The sequence below is a fragment of the uncultured Tateyamaria sp. genome (assembly GCF_947503045.1).
Taxonomy (GTDB): Bacteria; Pseudomonadota; Alphaproteobacteria; order Rhodobacterales; family Rhodobacteraceae; genus Tateyamaria.
Window position 1 is genome coordinate 1,205,426 of the sequence record NZ_CANNCF010000001.1, and the last position, 19,414, is coordinate 1,224,839.

The window sequence follows — 19,414 nt, forward strand, 5'->3', positions numbered from 1 at the left end:
CACAGTCGATCCATGGGGCGAAACAGCTTCATTCACGCAGGTGATCGCGACGAGTCGATCCTTACCGCCGCACACCCACCTCCAAAAACGCAAACACGACGGCCCCGGGAGGAGGGGCCGCCGCGTCATTTGCACCACCCGACCCGTCAGGGAGGAGGAGGACCGGTCAGGTGATGTATCGCGTTGCACCCGTTCTGGGTGCTGAAGGGAGAGTACGGCGACCCCTGGGAGGAGGTAGGAGCCGCCGCTCTGACAACACCGCTTTGGTCAGGGAGGAGACCGTGGCCGTGTATCTGCGCGCACCATGTGGTGCGGGGTGTTTCGGGGCGCCCCGTAAGGCGCGGAATAAAAGGCGCGGCGACCCCTGGGAGGAGGTAGGAGCCGCCGCTAATTTCAGATGCCCCAGGGAGGAGGAGAGGGACATCTGATCCGGTTGGCTCAGTTGGCGTTGACGCCGTAAGCCGCTTCCCATGCCACGCGGGAGAGTTCGGAGCGGTGCAGTCCCAGATCCGCCAGTTCGCGGTTGGACAGAGCTTGCAGTTCTCTCAGCGTGGTCTTGTAGACACGGCGCGTCGCATGACGGGCTGCCGCGGCTTCAAAGTAGTGCGCAAGCGTGGCCAGGGTCCGTTCGACCAGGTCGCTGCGTTGTGCTAATTCGTTGTAATAGGCCATGTTCTTCGCCTCTTGCTCGTTTGTGTTGATCCAAACATAAGCCAATGCTGCAGATGCACAATAGACGCATGTTCAATGCTGCCATGCAGCAATTGCATAGGGTAGACGCTTGATTTGCGTGCACTATGCACAGGGATTTGGCTCTTTTGCCCGTTGGACTGTCTAGCCCTTGCCCTCGCGCAGAATTCTGCCAGTTAATGCAGCACCTCAGCGGAGAAACGCGCCATGTCGATAACCAAAGATGAAATCCTGTCCGCCCTGCGCCGGATCGAAATGCCCGATGGTGGCGACCTGGTGAGCCGCGATTTGATTCGTGCGGTACAAGTGCAGGGTGATGTGGTGCAATTCATCATTGAAGCGCCCAGCCCCGAGCTCGCCGCGCGGATGGAGCCGTTGCGGGCGGCGGCCGAGGCGGCCGTGTCTGGCCTTGCCGGTGTGACACAGGTGCGCGTGGCGCTGACGGCCCATGGGCCTGCGCCAAAACCGCCAGCGCCGCCGAGCCTCAAGATCGGGGGTCATCCCAAACCGCAAGAGGGTCCGACCAAGCCTGCCGGGGTGCAACGCATCCTTGCCATCGGTTCGGGCAAGGGCGGGGTGGGCAAATCCACCGTGTCCTCGAACCTTGCTGTCGCGCTGGCGCGCGCGGGGCGCAAGGTGGGCCTGCTGGACGCAGATATATACGGACCCAGCCAGCCGCGCATGATGGGGGTGAACAAACGCCCCGCTTCACCTGACGGCAAGACGATCATTCCGCTGCGCGCGCATGGGGTCACGCTCATGTCCATCGGCTTCATGATGGAAGAGGGCAAGGCCGTGGTCTGGCGCGGCCCGATGCTGATGGGCGCGCTGCAACAAATGCTGGGGCAGGTGGAGTGGGGTGAACTGGACGTGTTGGTCGTCGATCTGCCGCCAGGCACGGGGGATGTGCAACTGACCCTGTGCACCAAGTCCGAGTTGAGCGGTGCCATTGTTGTGTCCACCCCCCAGGACGTGGCGCTGATCGATGCGCGCAAAGCGCTGGACATGTTTGCCACGCTTAAAACGCCGGTGCTGGGGCTGATCGAGAACATGTCGATGTTTGTTTGCCCCGATTGCGGGTCGGAGCACGAGATCTTTGGGCAGGGCGGGGTGGCGGCCGAGGCCAAGCAGATGGGCGTGCCGCTGCTTGGTGCGCTGCCGATCGATCTTGAGACCCGGTTGGCGGGCGATGGCGGCACCCCGGTGGCGGCGGGCGACGGGCCGATGGCTCAGGCCTTTGCGCGCATCGCCGAAGGATTGATCAAGGGCGGGATGGCCTGAGCCGTTTCCAAACGGCCGCTTGCGCGACGACATTATATAGAGAAGGGGGCTCTGCCCCGTCCTTCGGACTCCCCCGGGATTTTTTGAAAACAGAGAAGATCCGGACCTGCATGGGATGTCATGGGTCTGCTCATGGGAAATCATGGTCGATTGCTGGGTTTTGCGCGTGATTCGAATCAATTTGCGCACAGGGTATCGATTTTTTCGATTGAAATTCAGGAACATAAATAGAACATAGGTGTTCTCCGAGACATAATCCTGCATTTTTTGGGAATTTATGGCACTTTTATTTCGATCACAATTCAACACAATATGTAGTGTGTGATTGCTGTCGATCCACATGATGATCCGCAGCGCGGCGTGCTTCTCTCGCTCGGTACTGTATTTTGGACCCTCTGTTTGCGAGGTCTAAGGGCATTTACCCGTAAAAAACTGTTGTTTCCCATCAATTCCCATGGCATCCCTAATGCATCGGATGAGAACGAGCCCGGGGCACCAAACGACCCCAAGCAAACAATAAACTCTAGCAGGTTTCATACAGGCACCTCGCTTTCATCAGACCAGAGATCCGGCGCGCGAGCGAGCAGACATCCCCCCAGGTGGCGCGCGCAGCTGGACATCCCGCAAGTCGGGACGAGGGCGGCGGGTTGATCAGTGGCAGCAGATCAACCCGCCGTTTCCATTTCTCGCCCCAGAGGGGCGGATGGAACCTTTTGTCCCCAGAGGGGCGGATGGAACCTCTTGTCCCCAGAGGGGCGGATAATTCGATTGGCTGGGGAATGATTTGAGCGCTGGGGCGCGAAACGGTAGCAAGGGACGGGCCAAAACAGTGGCACGCAGGTTCAGAGGTGAAAGCGACCACAAGGTGGACGCAAAAGGCAGGGTGTCCATCCCGGCCTCTTTTCGCCGTGTTATCGAATCCGCCGACCCCGACTGGACCGATGGTCTGCCACCCCGCATCATCATCGTCTATGGTGGGGACACCCGCGACTATCTCGAAGGGTTCACCATTCAAGCCATGGACGAGGTGGACGACAAGATCTCCCAACATCCCCGCGGATCGGCGCGACGCAAGGCGATGGAACGCCTTTACAGTGCCCAATCCATCGAGACGGTTGTTGATGACACGGGGCGCATCGTGCTGCCCGCCAAACTGCGCGACAAGATCGGGCTTGAGGGCATGGCCCGCTTTGTCTCCTCCGGTGACACATTCGAAATCTGGAAGCCTGAGGCTTATGACGCCAGCATCGCCGCCCTTGACGATGACGGGTACGACCCGGATGTCGATCCGTCGGTCTATCTTGACGGAGACCTCGGATAAGATGTCGGCTGGAACGGACGCATAAGGAGATGTCTGGGGGGCCACATATTCCAGTCCTGATTGACGCCATCCTGTCCCATTGCGCGCCCATTGAAGGCACTTGGCTGGACGGCACCTTTGGTGCGGGCGGTTACACCCGCGCGTTGCTTGAGGCAGGTGCTGATCGCGTGATTGCGGTGGATCGTGACCCTGTTGCCTTCGAAATGGCTGCCAATTGGGCCGGTGCATATGCCGACCGCATTCAGATGCAGCCAGGCGTTTTTTCCAGGCTGGATGAATACGGAACCGGCCTTGACGGCGTTGTCCTCGACCTTGGTGTCAGCTCCATGCAGCTTGATCAAAGCGCACGTGGCTTTTCCTTTCAAAAAGACGGCCCGCTCGACATGCGGATGAGCCAGGAGGGCCCCTCTGCCGCCGACATCGTGAACGATGCGGACGAGGGCGTTTTGGCCGACATCCTGTTCCACTACGGCGAAGAGCGGGCCAGCCGCCGCATCGCGCGCGCCATCATCACTGCGCGTCCCATCACCACCACGTTGGAACTCGCCGCAATCGTCGAAAAGTGCCTGCCGCGCCCCAAACCGGGCCAGTCACATCCAGCCACGCGCAGCTTTCAAGCGCTGCGGATCGCGGTGAACAACGAATATGATGAGCTGTACCAAGGGCTTATGGCAGCAGAGCGCGCGCTGAAACCCGGTGGCAAGCTGGCGGTCGTCACCTTTCACTCGGTCGAAGATCGCATGGTCAAACGCTTCCTCACCGCACGCGGGGGCCGGGCCGCCAACGCCAATCGCTACGCGCCGGAGACCACGCAAGAGGCCGCACAGTTCACGCTCAAAAGCCGCAAGGCCATCGGCCCGGACGCGGATGAACTGGCGGCAAACCCGCGCAGCCGCTCAGCCAAGCTGCGCGTGGCGGTCCGCACGGACGCGCCTGCTGGTGCAATTGACGCGAAATCCATCGGGATGCCGCAGGTAAAAGGGATGTTATGATGCGCAGTGTTCTTTATGTGCTCACCACGCTGGCGGTGATCGGTCTTGCCTTTTGGGCCTACCGCGAAAACTATGCCACGCAAAGTTCGCTCTCTGAAACCGACCGGCTGCACCGCGACATCCGCACAGCGCATGCGCGCCTTGCCGTGCTCAAGGCCGAATGGGCCTATCTGAACCGCCCTGACCGGCTGCTCGATCTGGCGGATATCAACTTTGACCGCCTTGGCCTCTTGCCCTTCCGCCCCGACCAGTTTGGCCGCGTGGACGAGGTCGCATATCCGGCCCCCCCCTTGCTTGACATCACCAACAGCGTGGATGTCTCCGGCACCCTGCCGCAGGCGGAGGAGACGCAATGACCCGAACGCCGCTCCGCCCGTTGGCCCGGATCCTGCCCGCCCGCGCGGCGGGGCAGAGCCCGGATGATATCGAGCGCGAAAACCGCGCCATGCGCCATGAAGAAATGCGGGATTCTGCCCGTCAGCGCGCGGAAGGGCGACTGCTGGTGTTGGGCGTGTTTTTCTTCTGCGCCTTCATGGTGGTGGGTGTGCGCATGGGGATGCTGGCCACCTCTGACCCGGTCGAACCACGCGCCAGTGCGCAAGGTGCGGCCATTTCCGCCGCCCGAGCCGACATCGTGGACCGTAATGGAAGGCTGCTCGCCACAAATTTCGAGACCCACGCGCTTTATGCCCAACCGCCACATATGATCGACCCGGAAGGTGCTGCCAAAAGCCTTGCCGCGATCTTCCCTGATCTCGAGGAAAAGGACCTGGTCAAGGATTTCACAGGCAAGCGTAAGTTCCTGTGGGTACGCAAGAAAATCAGCCCCGAGCAGATGCAGGCCGTGCACGAAATCGGCGATCCGGGCCTGCTGTTTGGTCCGCGCGATATGCGCCTTTATCCCAACGGCTCGCTTGCGGCCCACGTGATGGGAGGCGCCTCGTTCGGCAAGGAAGGCGTGCACGCCGCCGAGGTGATCGGCGTGGCGGGTGTCGAAAAGCAATTCGACGACTACCTGCGTGACCCGGCCAACGGGCAGCGCCCCTTGCAGCTTTCGCTCGATCTTACGGTGCAGGCCGCGGCGGAACGGGTGCTTTATGGCGGCATGAAGATCATGAATGCCAAGGGCGCGACCTCGGTGCTGATGGATGTGCACACGGGCGAGGTGATCTCGGTGGTCTCGCTGCCTGACTTTGACCCCAACAACCGCCCCCGGCCTGCGACCTCGGGCGATCAGTCCGACAGCCCGCTGTTCAACCGCTCGGTGCAGGGGGTGTATGAACTCGGCTCGACCTTCAAGATTTTCACCGCCGCACAGGCAGTCGATCTGGGCCTGGTGTCGCCCAGCACAATCATCGACACCAAGGGTCCGATGCGGGTCGGCGGCTTTCCGATCGGCGAGTTCCGCAACAAGAATTACGGCAAGCTGAGCGTGAGCGACATCATCGTCAAATCCTCCAACCGGGGCACCGGGCGCATGGCGCTGCAGATCGGGGTGAAGCGGCAGCAGGACTTCCTGAAACGCCTTGGTTTTTTCGAGGCGACGCCGTTCGAGATTGTCGAGGCCGCGACCGGCAAGCCGCTGCTGCCCAAACGCTGGACCGACCTCAGCGCGGTCACGGTCAGCTATGGGCACGGGCTGTCCTCGTCCCCGATGCATCTTGCTGCAGGTTATGCGGCAATTGCCAATGGCGGTTATGTCGTGGCCCCCACCATCCTCAAACAGCACGGCCCCAAACTGGGCGAGCGCGTGATGAGTGACAAGGCGGCCCGCGCTGCACGGGACATGCTGCGCGCTGTGGTGACCTCTGGCACCGCCAGCATGGGCGAGGTGCCCGGCTATGCAGTAGGCGGCAAGACCGGCACGGCAGACAAACCCAAACCCACGGGCGGCTATTATGAGGACAAGGTTATCGCGACCTTTGCCACGCTCTTTCCCGCCCATGATCCCAAATACGTGCTGGTTGTGACGCTGGACGAACCGGTTGAGACATCCGGCGACAAGCCCCGCCGCACCGCAGGCTGGACAGCCGTGCCTGTCGCGGCCGAAATAATCGGGCGCATCGCTCCGCTTTTGGGCCTGCGTCCAACCGTTGAACCCACATCACTGACTGATATAACGCTCACCAGCAGCAACTGAGGTGCCACGCGGCACCCGAGCCAAAAGGCCAAACCGATGGGCGCGCAGGCAAGACCACTTTCATCTCTGGGCCTGACCGCCCGGGGCGGGGCCAATCCCGACATCACCGGCCTGGCCGTGGACAGCCGCGAGGTGCAGGACGGCACCCTGTTCGCCGCCATGCCCGGCAGCCGGGTGCACGGGGCGGAGTTCATTCAATACGCCGTGCGCATGGGCGCTGTGGCCGTGCTGACCGACCGGGCAGGGGCCGAGATCGCGGCCCCGCATCTCGATGGCATCGCACTTGTGCTGACAGACGATCCGCGCGCCACACTGGCCCGCACCGCAGCCCTTTGGTTCGGCGGGCAGCCGGAAACGATGGTGGCCGTGACAGGCACCAACGGCAAAACCTCCGTTGCGACCTTTGTCCGCCAGATCTGGATCGAACTGGAGCTGGCTGCCGTCAATCTCGGCACCACCGGGGTTGAAGGCGCATGGACCGCGCCGCTGGCCCACACCACACCCGAACCCATCACCCTGCACCGCACTCTCGCAGAGGCACGCGCCGCCGGGATCACCCATGGCGCGATGGAGGCGTCCTCTCACGGTCTCGACCAGCGCCGCCTAGATGGTGTGACGCTGACCGCCGCCGGGTTCACCAATTTCACACAGGATCACCTCGATTATCACCACACGTTCGAGGCCTATTTCGATGCCAAGGCGGGCCTCTTTGCCCGCGTCCTGCCAGAGGACGGGGTGGCCGTGATCAACATGGACGACCCGCGCGGCGTGGACATGGCCGCCATCGCCCGCGCACGCGGGCAAACTGTGCTGAGTGTCGGCCGCGACGGGGGTGATCTGCACCTGTCCGCGCAGCGCTTTGACAACACCGGGCAGGACATACGCCTTGATTTTGCGGGTAAATCCTACACCGCGCGCCTGCCACTAATCGGCGGTTTTCAGGCTGACAATGTGATGCTGGCCTGTGGCCTTGTGATTGCCTGCGGGGCCGACCCTCAGGCCGTGTTCGAAACCCTGCCGTATCTCGGCACTGTACGGGGCCGCATGCAATTGGCCGCCACCCGCGAAAACGGCGCAGCGGTCTTTGTCGACTACGCCCACACGCCCGATGCGGTGGCCACGGCCCTTGCCGCGATGCGCCCGCATGTAATGGGCAAACTGATCGCCGTGATCGGCGCAGGCGGCGACCGGGACGCGGGCAAACGCCCCCTGATGGGGCAGGCGGCAGCACAACACGCCGACGTTGTGTTTGTGACGGACGACAACCCCCGTACAGAAGACCCCGCAACGATCCGCGCCGCGGTGATGGAGGGCTGCCCCGAGGCCAACGAAGTCGGCGACCGGGCCGAGGCCATCCTGCGCGCGGTCGACGCGTTGGGGCCCGGTGATGCGCTGTTGATCGCAGGCAAGGGACACGAGGCCGGGCAGATCGTCGGCGATGACATCCTGCCCTTTGACGATGCCGAACAGGCCTCGGTCGCTGTGGCCGCATTGGAGGGAAAACTGACATGAGCCTGTGGACCGCCGCCGACGCCGCTGCCGCAACCGGGGGCACCGCCACCACCGACTGGAGCGCCACCGGCGTGTCCATCGACACCCGCACCATTGAACCAGGCGATTTGTTTGTGGCCCTGCAAGCCGCGCGTGACGGGCATGATTTCGTGGCGCAGGCACTGGAAAAAGGCGCTGCCGCCGCCCTCGTCAGTCACCTGCCCGACGGCGTCGCTTCGGGCGCCCCGCTGTTGATCGTCGAGGACGTTCTGAAAGGCCTCGAAGCGCTCGGCACCGCTGCCCGCGCCCGCACGGAGGCCCGCGTGGTCGCCGTGACAGGCTCGGTCGGCAAAACCTCGACCAAGGAAATGCTGCGCGCCATACTCAGCGATCAGGGGCGCACCCATGCCTCCGTTGCCAGCTACAACAACCACTGGGGCGTGCCGCTGACACTGGCGCGAATGCCTGCCGACACCGAATATGCGGTGATCGAGATCGGCATGAACCATCCCGGCGAAATCGCCCCACTGGCAGAACTCGCCCGCCCGCATGTGGCGATGATCACGACCGTGGCGGCCGCGCATCTCGAAGCGTTCGAGAGCATCGAAGGGATCGCGGTGGAAAAGGCCTCGATCCTCGAAGGGCTGGAACCGGGCGGCACCGCGATCCTGAACAACGACTGTTCGACCGCTGCCATCCTGCAGGCCAAGGCCCATGACATGAAACGCCGCGACATCGGCTTTGGCGAACACGGCTTTGATTTTGTTCTGAAATCCGTCGATCTGGGCCGTGAAGTCACCGTGGTGCAGGCCACCGCCCATGATGCGCCATTGCTGTTCAAAGTTGGGGCTGTGGGCAAGCATTTCGCGATGAACGGCCTGGGCGCACTTGCCGCTGCCGAGGCGCTGGGGGCAGACTTGGCGCTGGCCGCACAAAGCTTGGGCCGCTGGTCTCCCTATACGGGGCGCGGCGCGCGTGAGATCATCGCGCTGGATCCGGTCGATCCGCGCATGACGCTCGAATTGATCGACGACAGCTACAACGCCAATCCAACCTCGATGAGCGCAGCGCTCGATGTGCTGGCCGCTGCCCAAGTCACCAACGACATCGGACGAGTCAGCAAGGGACGGCGCATCGCCTTTGTCGGCGACATGAAGGAACTGGGCCGGAACGGGCCGGACATGCACGCGGCAATTGCCGATCTCGAAGCGATCGATGCCATCGACACCGTCCACTGCATCGGCCCACTCATGCAGAACCTGCATGCCGCATTGCCTGCGGAAAAACAGGGGCTCTGGAGCGCAACCTCCGCAGAGATGGAGGCCCGCGTCGCGCGCCGTCTGGACAGCGGAGACGTGGTTCTGGTCAAAGGATCGCTCAGCATGAATCTCGCCCGCATCGTTGACGCGATCCGCAAAATGGGCCATCCGAGTTTAACGGGCGCAGACCCACAAGATAATGCGTAAGGACAGGCCGCAATGCTCTATTGGTTGACAGCACTTTCGGATGGGGGGGATTTTTTCAACCTGTTCCGCTACATCACCTTTCGGGCAGGCGGGGCCTTCATGACCGCGCTGATATTTGGCTTCATGTTTGGTCGTCCCCTGATCGCGGTGCTGCGCAAGACACAAGGCAAGGGCCAGCCGATCCGCGATGACGGCCCCGAAGGGCATTTCGTCAAGGCGGGCACCCCCACCATGGGCGGCTTGCTGATCGTGGGGGCGCTTTTGACCTCGACACTGCTCTGGGCACGGCTCGACAACCCGTTTGTTTGGATCGTGCTGGGGGTGACGCTGGCCTTTGGGCTCATCGGTTTTGCGGATGACTACGCCAAAGTGTCCAAGCAGAACACGGCTGGCGTGCCTGGCAAGGTGCGGCTGGTCCTGGGCTTTCTGATCGCTGCTATTGCCGCCTATTTCGCCGCCGTGTCCCATCCCGAGGGCTTGCAGAACCAGTTGGCAGTGCCGGTGTTCAAGGATGTGCTGATCAATCTGGGCCTGTTGTTCATCCCCTTTTCAATCATCGTGATTGTCGGCTCGGCCAATGCGGTGAACCTCACCGACGGGCTGGATGGGCTGGCCATCATGCCGGTGATGATCGCGGCAGCCACACTGGGCGTGATCGCCTATTTCGTCGGCCGCGTGGATTTTACCGAAGACCTCGGGCTGCACTACGTCCCCGGCACAGGCGAGCTTTTGATCTTCACCATGGGCATCATCGGCGGCGGCCTCGGGTTTCTGTGGTACAACGCCCCGCCCGCCGCCGTGTTCATGGGCGACACCGGCTCGCTCGCTCTGGGTGGGGCACTGGGGGCCATCGCAGTCGCGTCCAAACACGAGATCGTCTTTGCCATTGTCGGCGGCATTTTTGTAGTCGAAGCCCTCAGCGTGATGATCCAGGTCCTCTATTTCAAGCGCACCGGCAAGCGCGTGTTCCTGATGGCCCCGATCCATCACCACTATGAAAAAAAGGGCTGGGCAGAGCCTCAGATCGTCATCCGTTTCTGGATCATCGCGCTGATCCTGGCGATGATTGGGCTGGCCACACTGAAGGTGCGATAGTGATGGTGCCCCTGTTTCTTCTGACCAAAAGTACCACGGGGGTCTGGGGGCTGGCCCCCAGTCCGCCGCTCGCCGCAGGCGGCAACGCATGATCCCGGTTCAGGGCCTTTCCGGTGCGCGTGTGGCCGTGCTTGGCCTTGGCCGCTCGGGCCTGTCTGCGGCGCGCGCACTGGCCGCTGGCGGGGCGCTGCCCATTTGTTGGGATGACAACCCGGAGGCACGGGATAAGGCTGAAGCCGAAGGGTTCACCTGCGTCGACCTCAAAAAACACGGCGCCTTTGACGACATTGCGCGGCTTATCGTTTCTCCGGGCATCCCGCATCTTTATCCCACACCGAACCCGGTGGTTGCCGCGGCCCTTGTCGCAGGCGTGTCTGTCGACAATGACATCGGGTTGTTCTTTCAATCCTTTGCCACCCGGGATTGGGACAATTTCGACATTGCCCCGCGGGTCATTGCGGTCACGGGATCGAACGGCAAATCCACGACCTCTGCGCTGATCCATCATATCATGGAGGCGGCGCACCGGCCCAGCCAGTTGGCGGGCAATATCGGGCGCGGTGTCCTCGACACCGAACCGCCCCATGATGGCGAAGTGATCGTGCTGGAACTGTCGAGCTACCAGACGGATCTGGCGCGCAACCTCACGCCGGATGTGGCCGTGTTCACCAACCTCACCCCCGACCATCTGGATCGGCACGCCGGCATGGGCGGCTACTTCGCGGCCAAGCGACGGCTCTTTGCCGAAGGCGGGCCGGATCGCGCCATCATCGGTGTGGACGAGGACGAAGGGCGTTATCTGGCGGCTCAGTTGAGCGAGGGGCCGGGCGATGACCGGGTGATCCGCGTGTCGGCCGAGACCAAGTTGGCCGGGCCGGGCTGGAACGTGTTTGTCAAAAAGGGGTTCTTGTCGGAGACCCGCAAGGGCCGCCAGGTGGCCTCCATCGACCTGCGCGACATCTCTGGTCTGCCGGGGGCGCACAACCATCAAAACGCCTGCGCGGCCTATGCGGCTGCGCGCGCGGTGGGCATCGCCCCCAAGGTGATCGAGGCGGCGTTGCGCACGTTCGCAGGTCTGCCTCACCGCAGCCAGACCATCGCTGAAGCCGATGGCGTGCGCTATGTCAACGACAGCAAGGCCACCAATGTGGACAGTGCGGCCAAGGCGCTGGTGGCGTTCCAGAGCATCCGTTGGATCTGTGGTGGATTGCAGAAAGAGGGCGGGCTTGATGGGCTGGCGGGGGCAACGGGGGCCGTGAAAAAAGCCTATGTGATCGGGCGCGAGGCGGCGCAGTTTGCGATGCAGTTGAATGTCGAGGCGCAGGTCTGTGGCACCATGGCCGATGCTGTGGCCGCCGCGATGGACGAGGCCGAGCCGGGGGATGTCGTGTTGCTGGCTCCGGCGGCGGCGAGCTTTGATCAATATGACAGTTTCGAGCGGCGCGGAGAGGATTTCGTCGCGCAGGTCGAAAAACGGCTCTGACCCAAAGGCGCGCCTGCGGCGCACGACATGTTTTGTTTGGGGCCAGCTTCGGGCTCACCAAGACAGGTTTCTGTCTCGCATCCCCCATCGCTTTCGTCCTGCCTGACGGGCCCTGTTCTGCCGCTCCAGCACAGTTGCGGTTTCCACGTGCCGTGGACCCTGCGCATTTCTGCTGGACCGTCAGCCCATGGCCCGTCCGTTTGTCCTCAGGCGATGGCGGCTCCGAGCCAGAGATCAGCCTTGCAGGTCGCGCGCGGCGGCCATGGCCGAGGACCACGCCCATTGGAAGTTGTATCCTCCGAGCCAGCCCGTCACATCCACTGCCTCGCCGATGAAATAGAGGCCCGGGGTGGTTTTGGATTGCATGGTTTTGGACTCTAGTGTGGCCGTGTCGATGCCGCCCCGCGTGACTTCGGCAGTCCGGTAGCCTTCGGTGCCGCCGGGGGTCAGACGCCACCGTGTCAGGCCCTCAACAAGGGATGCGATGCGCGCATCCGACAGATCGCCAAGCCTGCCGCTCAGGTCCATCTCGCTACCCAGATGCTCGACCAGCCGCGCGGGCAGGTGCCGCGACAGTTCGGTTGTCAGTGCCTTTTTGCCATCGCTTTGGCGCTTGTCCTTCAGGATGGCGCCAAGATCAGCCTGCGGACTGAGGTTCAGGGTGATGGTGTCGCCCGCGTCCCAATAGCTCGACGCCTGTAGCACTGCGGGCCCCGACATCCCGCGATGAGTGAACAGCACCGCTTCGTCAAAATCGGGGCCGTTGGCGGTGACGCGGGCGGGGCAGGCCACACCAGAAATGGCGGCAAAGCGCCCTTCAGGGAAGGTAAAGGGCACAAGGGCGGCCTCAAGCTCTGTAACGCGGTGCCCGAATTGGCGCGCCACGTCATTGGCAAATCCGGTCGCCCCCATCTTTGGAATGGATTTGCCGCCTGTGGCGATCACCGCCCGTTTGGCGGCGATGTGCTGCCTGTGCCCGTCGCGGATCAGGGTGGCCTTGAACCCATCAGGGGACTTTGCAAAGTGAGTGACCTCTGTTTGCAAATGCAGATCGACCCCTGCATCGACCATCATTTTGCGCAGCATCGCCACGATATCCTTGGCTGACGTGTCGCAGAACAATTGTCCCAGCGTCTTTTCGTGCCAGGGGATGCCGTGGGCTTCGACCAATGCGATGAAATCCCACTGGGTGTAGCGGGCCAGTGCGGATTTGGCGAAATGGGGGTTTTCGCTGATGAAAGCGTCGGCATCGCAGTTGAGATTGGTGAAATTGCACCGTCCGCCCCCGGAAATCCGGATCTTTTCGCCGGGCGCGCGAGCGTGATCGACCACCAACACGCGGCCCCCCGCATGGGCGGCGCACATCATGCCAGCCGCGCCGGCCCCGATGACAAGCGTGTCGTATTCCATGACGCCCCCGTGCAGGAATGCGCGAGATGGGTCAAGAGGTTGGCCTTGCGCTCTGCGCCAGCGACCCTACCTCGCACTCAACAGAATTTGCACTGATAGGAGAGATTCCGATGCACGCACTGGACGCAGGCAGCCCGTTCCCGAAAACGGAACTGCCGAGACTTGGTGGCGGTACAATGACGCTGGGCGCGCCTGACGGCGGTCGGGACTGGCAATTGGTGGTGATCTATCGCGGCCTGCATTGCCCTTTGTGCAAGACTTATCTGGCCGAACTGGATCAGATGCAGACGGCCTTTCACAAGATCGGGGTGGATGTTGTGACAGCTTCGGGTGATCCCGAGGCCAAGGCGCAGATGATGGTCGATGAAAAAGAGCTGACCCTGCCCATGGGCTATGGGTTGAGCGTAGAGCAGATGAGGACTTTGGGCCTATATGTGTCCGACCCACGCAGCCGGCAGGAAACCGACCGCCCCTTTGGCGAGCCGGGCCTGTTCGTCATCAATGCCGAGGGTCGGATCCAGATGGTCGATATCTCGAACGCGCCGTTCCTGCGCCCGCCGCTGGCGAGTGTGCTGAAAGGCATCACGTTCACACGCAAAAACGATTATCCGATCCGGGGCACGCATATGACGGCGTGAACGGTTTGGCTTGTGAAATGGGCGAGTGAGCGATGCTGTGGTTGCGCGATTACTTTGCAAGGCGGAGAGGATATAGCCTGCGGCCTGTCGAACCAATGGCGATGCATGCCCTGATCACTTGTGCCGCGCCTTTGAAATATTTTTGAATTGGGGGCACGGCGGTTATGCCGCGCAGGGCGGCTTTGAGCCCAACATTGACCGATGCTGCGTGCTGCACGTATGTCCATTATTTTAGCCTTCAATGTCGATCCCACCGGTTTCATCACAACGCTAGGGACCAAAGTTCTAGGCGTCTTTAATCGCGATCATTTCGATCGGTGAAATGCGCCCTGCAGCCAAATTTGCTACCATATTTGGGATTTTTTCTGCGGTGGTCTGCTTCATGAGTACATGTAAACCCAAAGGGGGTGGTCCTCCAGCGGCTTCGGATGCGGCCTTCATTTTCTTGAAGAAATCCATTGCAAAGTCGTGACGATTGTTTTCCTCATCGACGACGAACCCATTGGCTTCGAGTGCCATTCGATAGTCTTTGGGCTCTGCAACCCAGCTTGTTTCAGGTGTGGTTGCCCAAGGAACAGGGTAGATTAACTCCTCGTCGTTCCCCTTCATGATATCGTAGATACCAAACTTTGCGCCAGGTTTCAGAACACGGGACACCTCAGAAATCAGAATATGCTTGTCTTTGATGTTCATACCGACGTGCATCATGAATGCGCCGTCAAAACTCGCATCCTCAAAAGGAAGCGAAAGTGCACTACCTTGCTGGAGTGTTATGCTATCCGACAAGCCGACCCATTCGCAAAGTCGCTGCCCGACATCAATGTATTCAGATGTCAGATCAATCCCAGTAATCTTTGCCCCGTAAGTCTTCGCAGTGAAACGCGCTGAACCTCCCAAACCGCAGCCGATATCGAGTATGGTTTGGGACGGCGATATCCTAAGCTGGTCCAGGAAATGGATGCTCGCTGCCCGCCCACCAATGTGAAATTCGTCTACTGGACCAAGATCCTCAACACTGGCGTTTTCAGGTTTAATACCCTGTTTCTTGAGGCCTGCCTCAATCGCGGATAGCAGGTTTCCGTGGTGATAGTGGGTGGAAATTTTCTCATCGTTGTTCATGACAACCAACTTTTTCCAATTTGTGAATTACGACCCTACCACGTTTCACTGAATCGCCTAAGCTGTCATTGGCGCAGCCGCAGCGAAAGGGCGCTTCGTCCGCATTGTGGACTCTGGCATGTGATTTTGATATCCGACACCTCCAAACCAACGCACGCTGCGCGATCGCCATCCCGCAGGGACCGGCTGGCCCCTCTCGGCAGATTTGGCAATTGCCCAATCGCCTGCCGGGCAATGGATTGCCCGGCGCCTGCGGCTGGATTCCGGGCCCGGCGGCGCTCTTTGGACGGCGTATTCTTTCTACACAGCGGAGCCGGCACCAGTGCCTTAGGCTTAATTCCAATCAGGGTGTTTCGATCAAACGATGCCACAGATGCTGCTGTCGTCAACGCATCATCCATACAATGCCGTTTCCGTAGCCATGCAATTTCCACTGCAAGACGCCTTTACCGCACGCTCAGGCAACACCGTCCCCATACCGCGTGCAGACATCCGCTCAACGCCCATCTCGCTCAACCCAACAAGGGCTAGCCCGCGCGGCAATTACCCGCTATGATCGCGCGCAAGCACCTTGGGCAAACCGGGGGCACGAGGCAGTTACAGGCAACAAGGCGGCAGATCATGACAGAGATGGTCTATGGCGCGGTCCCGGTGCGGGACGGCGAACCAATCCTTCCAAAATGGTGGCGCACCATTGACAAATGGTCGCTGAGTTGCGTGCTGATCCTCTTTGCCATCGGGCTTTTGCTGGCCCTTGCGGCGTCGGTCCCACTGGCTGAAAAGAACGGCTTTCCTCCATTTTATTACGTGAGCAAACAGGCGATTTTCGGAGCTGCGGCCTTGCTGGCCATGGTTCTGACCTCGATGATGTCGCCCACGCTGGTGCGCCGCCTTGCGGTGCTGGGGTTCCTTGTGTCCTTTGTGGCACTGGCGCTGTTGCCCTTCTTCGGCACGGACTTTGGCAAGGGCGCGATGCGTTGGTACAGCCTTGGATTTGCGTCCATTCAGCCGTCCGAATTCCTCAAGCCCGGCTTTGTCGTGGCTGCGGCCTGGATGCTGGCGGCAAGTCAGGAGATCAACGGCCCGCCGGGCAAGACGTGGTCGTTCGCCTTGTGTGTCTCCATCGTACTGATGCTGGCGTTGCAGCCCGATTTCGGTCAGGCGTGCCTGGTCCTGTTCGGCTGGGGTGTCATGTATTTCGTGGCCGGGGCGCCGATGCTGTTGCTTGTTTGCATGGCCGGGGCGGTCGTGTTCTTTGGCACCATAGCCTATTCCAATTCCGAGCACTTTGCGCGCCGTATTGACGGGTTCCTGAGCCCGGATGTCGATCCGCGCACGCAGTTGGGCTATGCCACCAACGCGATTCAAGAGGGTGGTCTGTTTGGCGTCGGCGTGGGCGAGGGGACGGTGAAATGGTCGCTTCCGGACGCCCATACGGACTTCATCATTGCTGTGGCGGCCGAGGAATACGGGCTGATCCTCGTGCTGTGCATCATCGCGCTTTATACCGGCATCGTTGTCCGTTCGCTCATGCGGCTGCTGCGCGAACGTGATCCGTTCATCCGCCTCGCAGGCACCGGGCTGGCCTGCATGTTCGGCGTGCAGGCGATGATCAACATGGGCGTTGCGGTGCGGCTGCTGCCCGCCAAGGGCATGACGCTGCCTTTCGTGTCTTACGGCGGCAGTTCGGTCATTGCGAGCGGCATTGCGGTCGGCATGCTTTTGGCCTTCACCCGCACGCGCCCGCAGGGAGAGATCGCGGATCTGCTCGGGCGAGGGCGGCGATGAACCAGCCCTTGCTCCTCATCGCGGCGGGCGGCACGGGCGGGCATATGTTCCCGGCCCAGGCGCTGGCCGAGGCGATGCTGACGCGGGGCTGGCGGGTCAAGCTGAGCACGGATGCGCGCGGCGCGCGCTATACGGGCGGCTTTCCCCATACCACACAGATCGAGCAAATTTCCTCGGCCACCTTTGCGCGCGGCGGGTTGGTCGCCAAGGCGATGGTGCCGTTCCGGGTTGGGGCAGGCATTCTTGGGGCTACCCTCAAGATGCTGCGCGAGAAGCCCACGGTTGTCGTCGGCTTTGGCGGTTATCCCACGATCCCGGCTATGGCGGCTGCGACGCTGCTGCGCTTGCCGCGCATGATCCATGAACAGAATGGCGTGTTGGGCCGGGTGAACCGGATGTTGACCAAGCGGGTCGATATCGTGGCTTGTGGTACATGGCCCACCGACCTGCCCGAGGATGTCGAGGGCGTGCACGTGGGCAACCCGGTGCGCAGCGCGGTTCTGGACCGGTCAGAGTCGGGCTATATCGCGCCCGGCGACTACCCGATGGAGATCCTTGTGATCGGCGGCAGCCAGGGCGCGCGTATCCTCAGCGATGTGATCCCGCCTGCCATTGCCAGCCTGCCGATCGAACGTCTGCAAAACCTGCGCGTCAGCCATCAGGCCCGTGGCGAGGACGAAGCCCGCGTGCGCGCCTTTTACGACGAACAGGGCATTGCCGCGGACGTTCAGCAGTTTTTCACCGACGTGCCGCGCCGGATGAGCGAGGCGCAACTGATCATCAGCCGCGCCGGGGCCTCGTCTGTCGCTGACATTTCGGTCATCGGCCGCCCGTCGATCCTGATCCCTTATGCCGCCGCGACAGGCGATCACCAAAGCGCCAATGCGCGCGGGCTGGTCGAGGCAGGCGCCGCGATCCTGATCCCGGAAAGCAAGCTGACCCCGCAATCCGTGGCCGAACAGATCATGGCCGTTCTCGACAATGCCGATGGGGCGTTGCAAATGGCCCGCGCTGCCGCCACCTGCGGCAGGCCCGAGGCGACGGAACACATGGTCAGCCTCGTTGAAACCCTCGCACAGAAAGGGACATCATGAACGCTGCCACCAAACTGCCCGGAGACGTGGGCCCCATCCATTTTGTCGGTATCGGCGGCATCGGCATGTCCGGCATCGCCGAAGTGCTGCTGAACCACGGTTACGTGGTGCAGGGGTCGGACCTCAAATCATCAAAGATCACGGACCGGCTGGCGGAACTGGGTGCGCATATCTTTGTTGGCCAAAAGGCCAGCAATATCGATGCCGCCGAAGTGGTCGTGATCTCATCCGCGATCAAGCCGGGCAATGCCGAGCTGGACGCGGCCCGCGCGCGGGGCCTGCCCATTGTGCGTCGCGCCGAGATGCTCGCCGAGTTGATGCGCCTCAAATCCAACATCGCCATTGCAGGTACCCACGGCAAGACCACGACCACCACGATGGTTGCGGCCCTTCTGGACGAGGGCAAATTTGACCCCACGGTTGTGAATGGCGGCATCATCCACGCCTATGGCTCGAATGCGCGCAAGGGCGAGGGCGAGTGGATGGTGGTTGAGGCCGACGAGAGTGACGGCACCTTTAACCGCCTGCCGGCCACCATCGCCATCATCACCAATATCGACCCCGAACATATGGAGCATTGGGGCACCGAAGAAGCGCTGCATCAGGGATTCTATGACTTTGTCTCGAACATCCCGTTTTACGGTCTGGCCGTGTGCTGCACCGATGATCCGGACGTGCAGGCGCTGGTCGGCAAGATCACCGACCGGCGCGTGGTCACCTATGGGTTCAATGCGCAAGCCGACGTGCGGGCGATGCACCTGACCTACAAGGCAGGCGTGGCCCATTTCGATGTGGCGCTGCAATCCGAGGACATGATGATCGAAGGCTGTTCGCTGCCGATGCCGGGCGATCACAACGTCTCAAACGCGCTGAGCGCCGTCGCTGTCGCCCGCCATCTGGGCATGAAAGGCAACGAGATCCGCACCGCACTGGCCAATTTCGGTGGCGTTAACCGTCGCTTTACCCGCGTGGGTGAAATTGATGGGGTCACGATCATCGACGATTACGGTCACCACCCGGTGGAGATTGCTGCCGTGCTCAAAGCTGCCCGTCAGGCCACGGATGGCCGCGTGATCGCGGTACATCAGCCGCACCGGTATACCCGGCTGCACCACCACTTTGACGAATTCTGTGCCTGTTTCAACGATGCGGACGTTGTCGGCATCACCGATATTTTCGCCGCCGGAGAAGACCCGATCGAAGGCGCAAGCCGCGATGATCTGGTCGCAGGGCTGATCCGTCACGGTCACCGCCATGCGCGCGCCGTGGTCAGCGAGGACGATCTGGAGCGCCTTGTGCGCGAACAGGCGCGCCCCGGTGATATGGTAGTCTGCCTTGGGGCAGGCACGATTTCGGCCTGGGCCAATGCCCTGCCAGGGCGGTTGCAAAAGGGGGCTGCGTAAGCG

The 19,414-nt window shown here is 61.8% G+C and carries 16 protein-coding genes; 13 read left to right on the plus strand and 3 right to left on the minus strand.

Translation table 11 applies throughout. The features are described 5' to 3' along the window. Positions 1 to 438: 438 nt before the first annotated feature. Positions 439 to 672: a DUF1127 domain-containing protein gene (locus tag Q1A89_RS06105; protein WP_299724943.1), complete on the minus strand. Its 234-nt coding sequence runs from the start codon at positions 670 to 672 to the stop codon at positions 439 to 441. A gap of 225 nt (positions 673 to 897) precedes the next feature. Here Q1A89_RS06105 and Q1A89_RS06110 point away from each other — a divergent pair, with 225 nt between their 5' ends. The 9 genes from Q1A89_RS06110 to murD all read left to right on the plus strand — a co-directional run bounded on the left by Q1A89_RS06110 (position 898) and on the right by murD (position 11,959). Further along, positions 898 to 1,971 carry an Mrp/NBP35 family ATP-binding protein gene (locus tag Q1A89_RS06110; protein ID WP_299724945.1) on the plus strand — a complete coding sequence of 358 codons (1,074 nt, stop codon included), beginning with the start codon at positions 898 to 900 and terminating at the stop codon, positions 1,969 to 1,971. Between the two features lie 829 nt (positions 1,972 to 2,800). Further along, a complete protein-coding gene (mraZ, locus tag Q1A89_RS06115) occupies positions 2,801 to 3,292 on the plus strand; it encodes a division/cell wall cluster transcriptional repressor MraZ (protein WP_299724947.1) in 492 nt (163 codons plus the stop codon). Between the two features lie 29 nt (positions 3,293 to 3,321). After that, positions 3,322 to 4,284, plus strand: coding sequence for a 16S rRNA (cytosine(1402)-N(4))-methyltransferase RsmH (gene rsmH, locus Q1A89_RS06120; RefSeq protein WP_299724949.1), 963 nt, complete (start codon positions 3,322 to 3,324; stop codon positions 4,282 to 4,284). Then, positions 4,284 to 4,640 (plus strand): cell division protein FtsL, encoded by a 357-nt coding sequence (locus Q1A89_RS06125; RefSeq protein ID WP_299726119.1) that lies wholly within the window; start codon positions 4,284 to 4,286, stop codon positions 4,638 to 4,640. The genes rsmH and Q1A89_RS06125 overlap by 1 nt, the downstream gene beginning before the upstream one ends. Beyond that, positions 4,637 to 6,424 (plus strand): penicillin-binding protein 2, encoded by a 1,788-nt coding sequence (locus tag Q1A89_RS06130; protein WP_299724951.1) that lies wholly within the window; start codon positions 4,637 to 4,639, stop codon positions 6,422 to 6,424. Before Q1A89_RS06125 ends, Q1A89_RS06130 begins: the two co-directional genes overlap by 4 nt. A 36-nt stretch (positions 6,425 to 6,460) precedes the next feature. Continuing rightward, a complete protein-coding gene (locus Q1A89_RS06135) occupies positions 6,461 to 7,936 on the plus strand; it encodes a UDP-N-acetylmuramoyl-L-alanyl-D-glutamate--2,6-diaminopimelate ligase (protein WP_299724953.1) in 1,476 nt (491 codons plus the stop codon). Next, positions 7,933 to 9,381 carry a UDP-N-acetylmuramoyl-tripeptide--D-alanyl-D-alanine ligase gene (gene murF, locus Q1A89_RS06140; RefSeq protein WP_299724955.1) on the plus strand — a complete coding sequence of 483 codons (1,449 nt, stop codon included), beginning with the start codon at positions 7,933 to 7,935 and terminating at the stop codon, positions 9,379 to 9,381. The genes Q1A89_RS06135 and murF overlap by 4 nt, the downstream gene beginning before the upstream one ends. Positions 9,382 to 9,393: 12 nt before the next feature. Next, the gene (gene mraY, locus Q1A89_RS06145; protein WP_299724957.1) at positions 9,394 to 10,476 is read left to right on the plus strand and encodes a phospho-N-acetylmuramoyl-pentapeptide-transferase; all 1,083 of its coding nucleotides are present in this window, start codon (positions 9,394 to 9,396) and stop codon (positions 10,474 to 10,476) included. 88 nt (positions 10,477 to 10,564) lie between these two features. Continuing rightward, entirely contained in the window at positions 10,565 to 11,959 is a 1,395-nt protein-coding gene (murD, locus tag Q1A89_RS06150) for a UDP-N-acetylmuramoyl-L-alanine--D-glutamate ligase (RefSeq protein WP_299724959.1), read from the plus strand. A 234-nt stretch (positions 11,960 to 12,193) separates the two neighbouring features. Here the strand turns inward: murD and Q1A89_RS06155 are convergent, their stop codons facing one another. Next, positions 12,194 to 13,369 (minus strand): aminoacetone oxidase family FAD-binding enzyme, encoded by a 1,176-nt coding sequence (locus Q1A89_RS06155; protein ID WP_299724961.1) that lies wholly within the window; start codon positions 13,367 to 13,369, stop codon positions 12,194 to 12,196. Between the two features lie 110 nt (positions 13,370 to 13,479). Here Q1A89_RS06155 and Q1A89_RS06160 point away from each other — a divergent pair, with 110 nt between their 5' ends. Beyond that, on the plus strand, positions 13,480 to 14,007 hold the full coding sequence (locus Q1A89_RS06160; protein ID WP_299724963.1) for a redoxin domain-containing protein: 528 nt from the start codon (positions 13,480 to 13,482) through the stop codon (positions 14,005 to 14,007). Between the two features lie 285 nt (positions 14,008 to 14,292). On the opposite strand, the gene Q1A89_RS06165 is transcribed toward Q1A89_RS06160, so the two are convergent. Continuing rightward, entirely contained in the window at positions 14,293 to 15,126 is an 834-nt protein-coding gene (locus Q1A89_RS06165; RefSeq protein WP_299724965.1) for a class I SAM-dependent methyltransferase, read from the minus strand. Positions 15,127 to 15,747: 621 nt separating this feature from the next. Here Q1A89_RS06165 and ftsW point away from each other — a divergent pair. The 3 genes from ftsW to murC are packed head-to-tail and all read left to right on the plus strand — an operon-like array spanning position 15,748 to position 19,411. Then, positions 15,748 to 16,914, plus strand: a complete 1,167-nt coding sequence (gene ftsW / locus Q1A89_RS06170) for a putative lipid II flippase FtsW (protein ID WP_299724967.1) — start codon at positions 15,748 to 15,750, stop codon at positions 16,912 to 16,914. Further along, the gene (locus Q1A89_RS06175) at positions 16,911 to 18,008 is read left to right on the plus strand and encodes a UDP-N-acetylglucosamine--N-acetylmuramyl-(pentapeptide) pyrophosphoryl-undecaprenol N-acetylglucosamine transferase (protein WP_299724969.1); all 1,098 of its coding nucleotides are present in this window, start codon (positions 16,911 to 16,913) and stop codon (positions 18,006 to 18,008) included. Before ftsW ends, Q1A89_RS06175 begins: the two co-directional genes overlap by 4 nt. Beyond that, positions 18,005 to 19,411: a UDP-N-acetylmuramate--L-alanine ligase gene (gene murC / locus Q1A89_RS06180; RefSeq protein WP_299724971.1), complete on the plus strand. Its 1,407-nt coding sequence runs from the start codon at positions 18,005 to 18,007 to the stop codon at positions 19,409 to 19,411. The genes Q1A89_RS06175 and murC overlap by 4 nt, the downstream gene beginning before the upstream one ends. Positions 19,412 to 19,414: the final 3 nt, after the last annotated feature.

Bases quoted from the DNA above. Each gene is read 5' to 3' on its own strand.
- Q1A89_RS06105 (WP_299724943.1), bottom strand. From the start codon at position 672: ATGGCCTATTACAACGAATTAGCACAACGCAGCGACCTGGTCGAACGG.
- Q1A89_RS06110 (WP_299724945.1), top strand. From the start codon at position 898: ATGTCGATAACCAAAGATGAAATCCTGTCCGCCCTGCGCCGGATCGAA.
- rsmH (WP_299724949.1), top strand. From the start codon at position 3,322: ATGTCTGGGGGGCCACATATTCCAGTCCTGATTGACGCCATCCTGTCC.
- Q1A89_RS06125 (WP_299726119.1), top strand. From the start codon at position 4,284: ATGCGCAGTGTTCTTTATGTGCTCACCACGCTGGCGGTGATCGGTCTT.
- Q1A89_RS06130 (WP_299724951.1), top strand. From the start codon at position 4,637: ATGACCCGAACGCCGCTCCGCCCGTTGGCCCGGATCCTGCCCGCCCGC.
- Q1A89_RS06135 (WP_299724953.1), top strand. From the start codon at position 6,461: ATGGGCGCGCAGGCAAGACCACTTTCATCTCTGGGCCTGACCGCCCGG.
- murF (WP_299724955.1), top strand. From the start codon at position 7,933: ATGAGCCTGTGGACCGCCGCCGACGCCGCTGCCGCAACCGGGGGCACC.
- mraY (WP_299724957.1), top strand. From the start codon at position 9,394: ATGCTCTATTGGTTGACAGCACTTTCGGATGGGGGGGATTTTTTCAAC.
- murD (WP_299724959.1), top strand. From the start codon at position 10,565: ATGATCCCGGTTCAGGGCCTTTCCGGTGCGCGTGTGGCCGTGCTTGGC.
- Q1A89_RS06155 (WP_299724961.1), bottom strand. From the start codon at position 13,369: ATGGAATACGACACGCTTGTCATCGGGGCCGGCGCGGCTGGCATGATG.
- Q1A89_RS06160 (WP_299724963.1), top strand. From the start codon at position 13,480: ATGCACGCACTGGACGCAGGCAGCCCGTTCCCGAAAACGGAACTGCCG.
- Q1A89_RS06165 (WP_299724965.1), bottom strand. From the start codon at position 15,126: ATGAACAACGATGAGAAAATTTCCACCCACTATCACCACGGAAACCTG.
- ftsW (WP_299724967.1), top strand. From the start codon at position 15,748: ATGACAGAGATGGTCTATGGCGCGGTCCCGGTGCGGGACGGCGAACCA.
- Q1A89_RS06175 (WP_299724969.1), top strand. From the start codon at position 16,911: ATGAACCAGCCCTTGCTCCTCATCGCGGCGGGCGGCACGGGCGGGCAT.
- murC (WP_299724971.1), top strand. From the start codon at position 18,005: ATGAACGCTGCCACCAAACTGCCCGGAGACGTGGGCCCCATCCATTTT.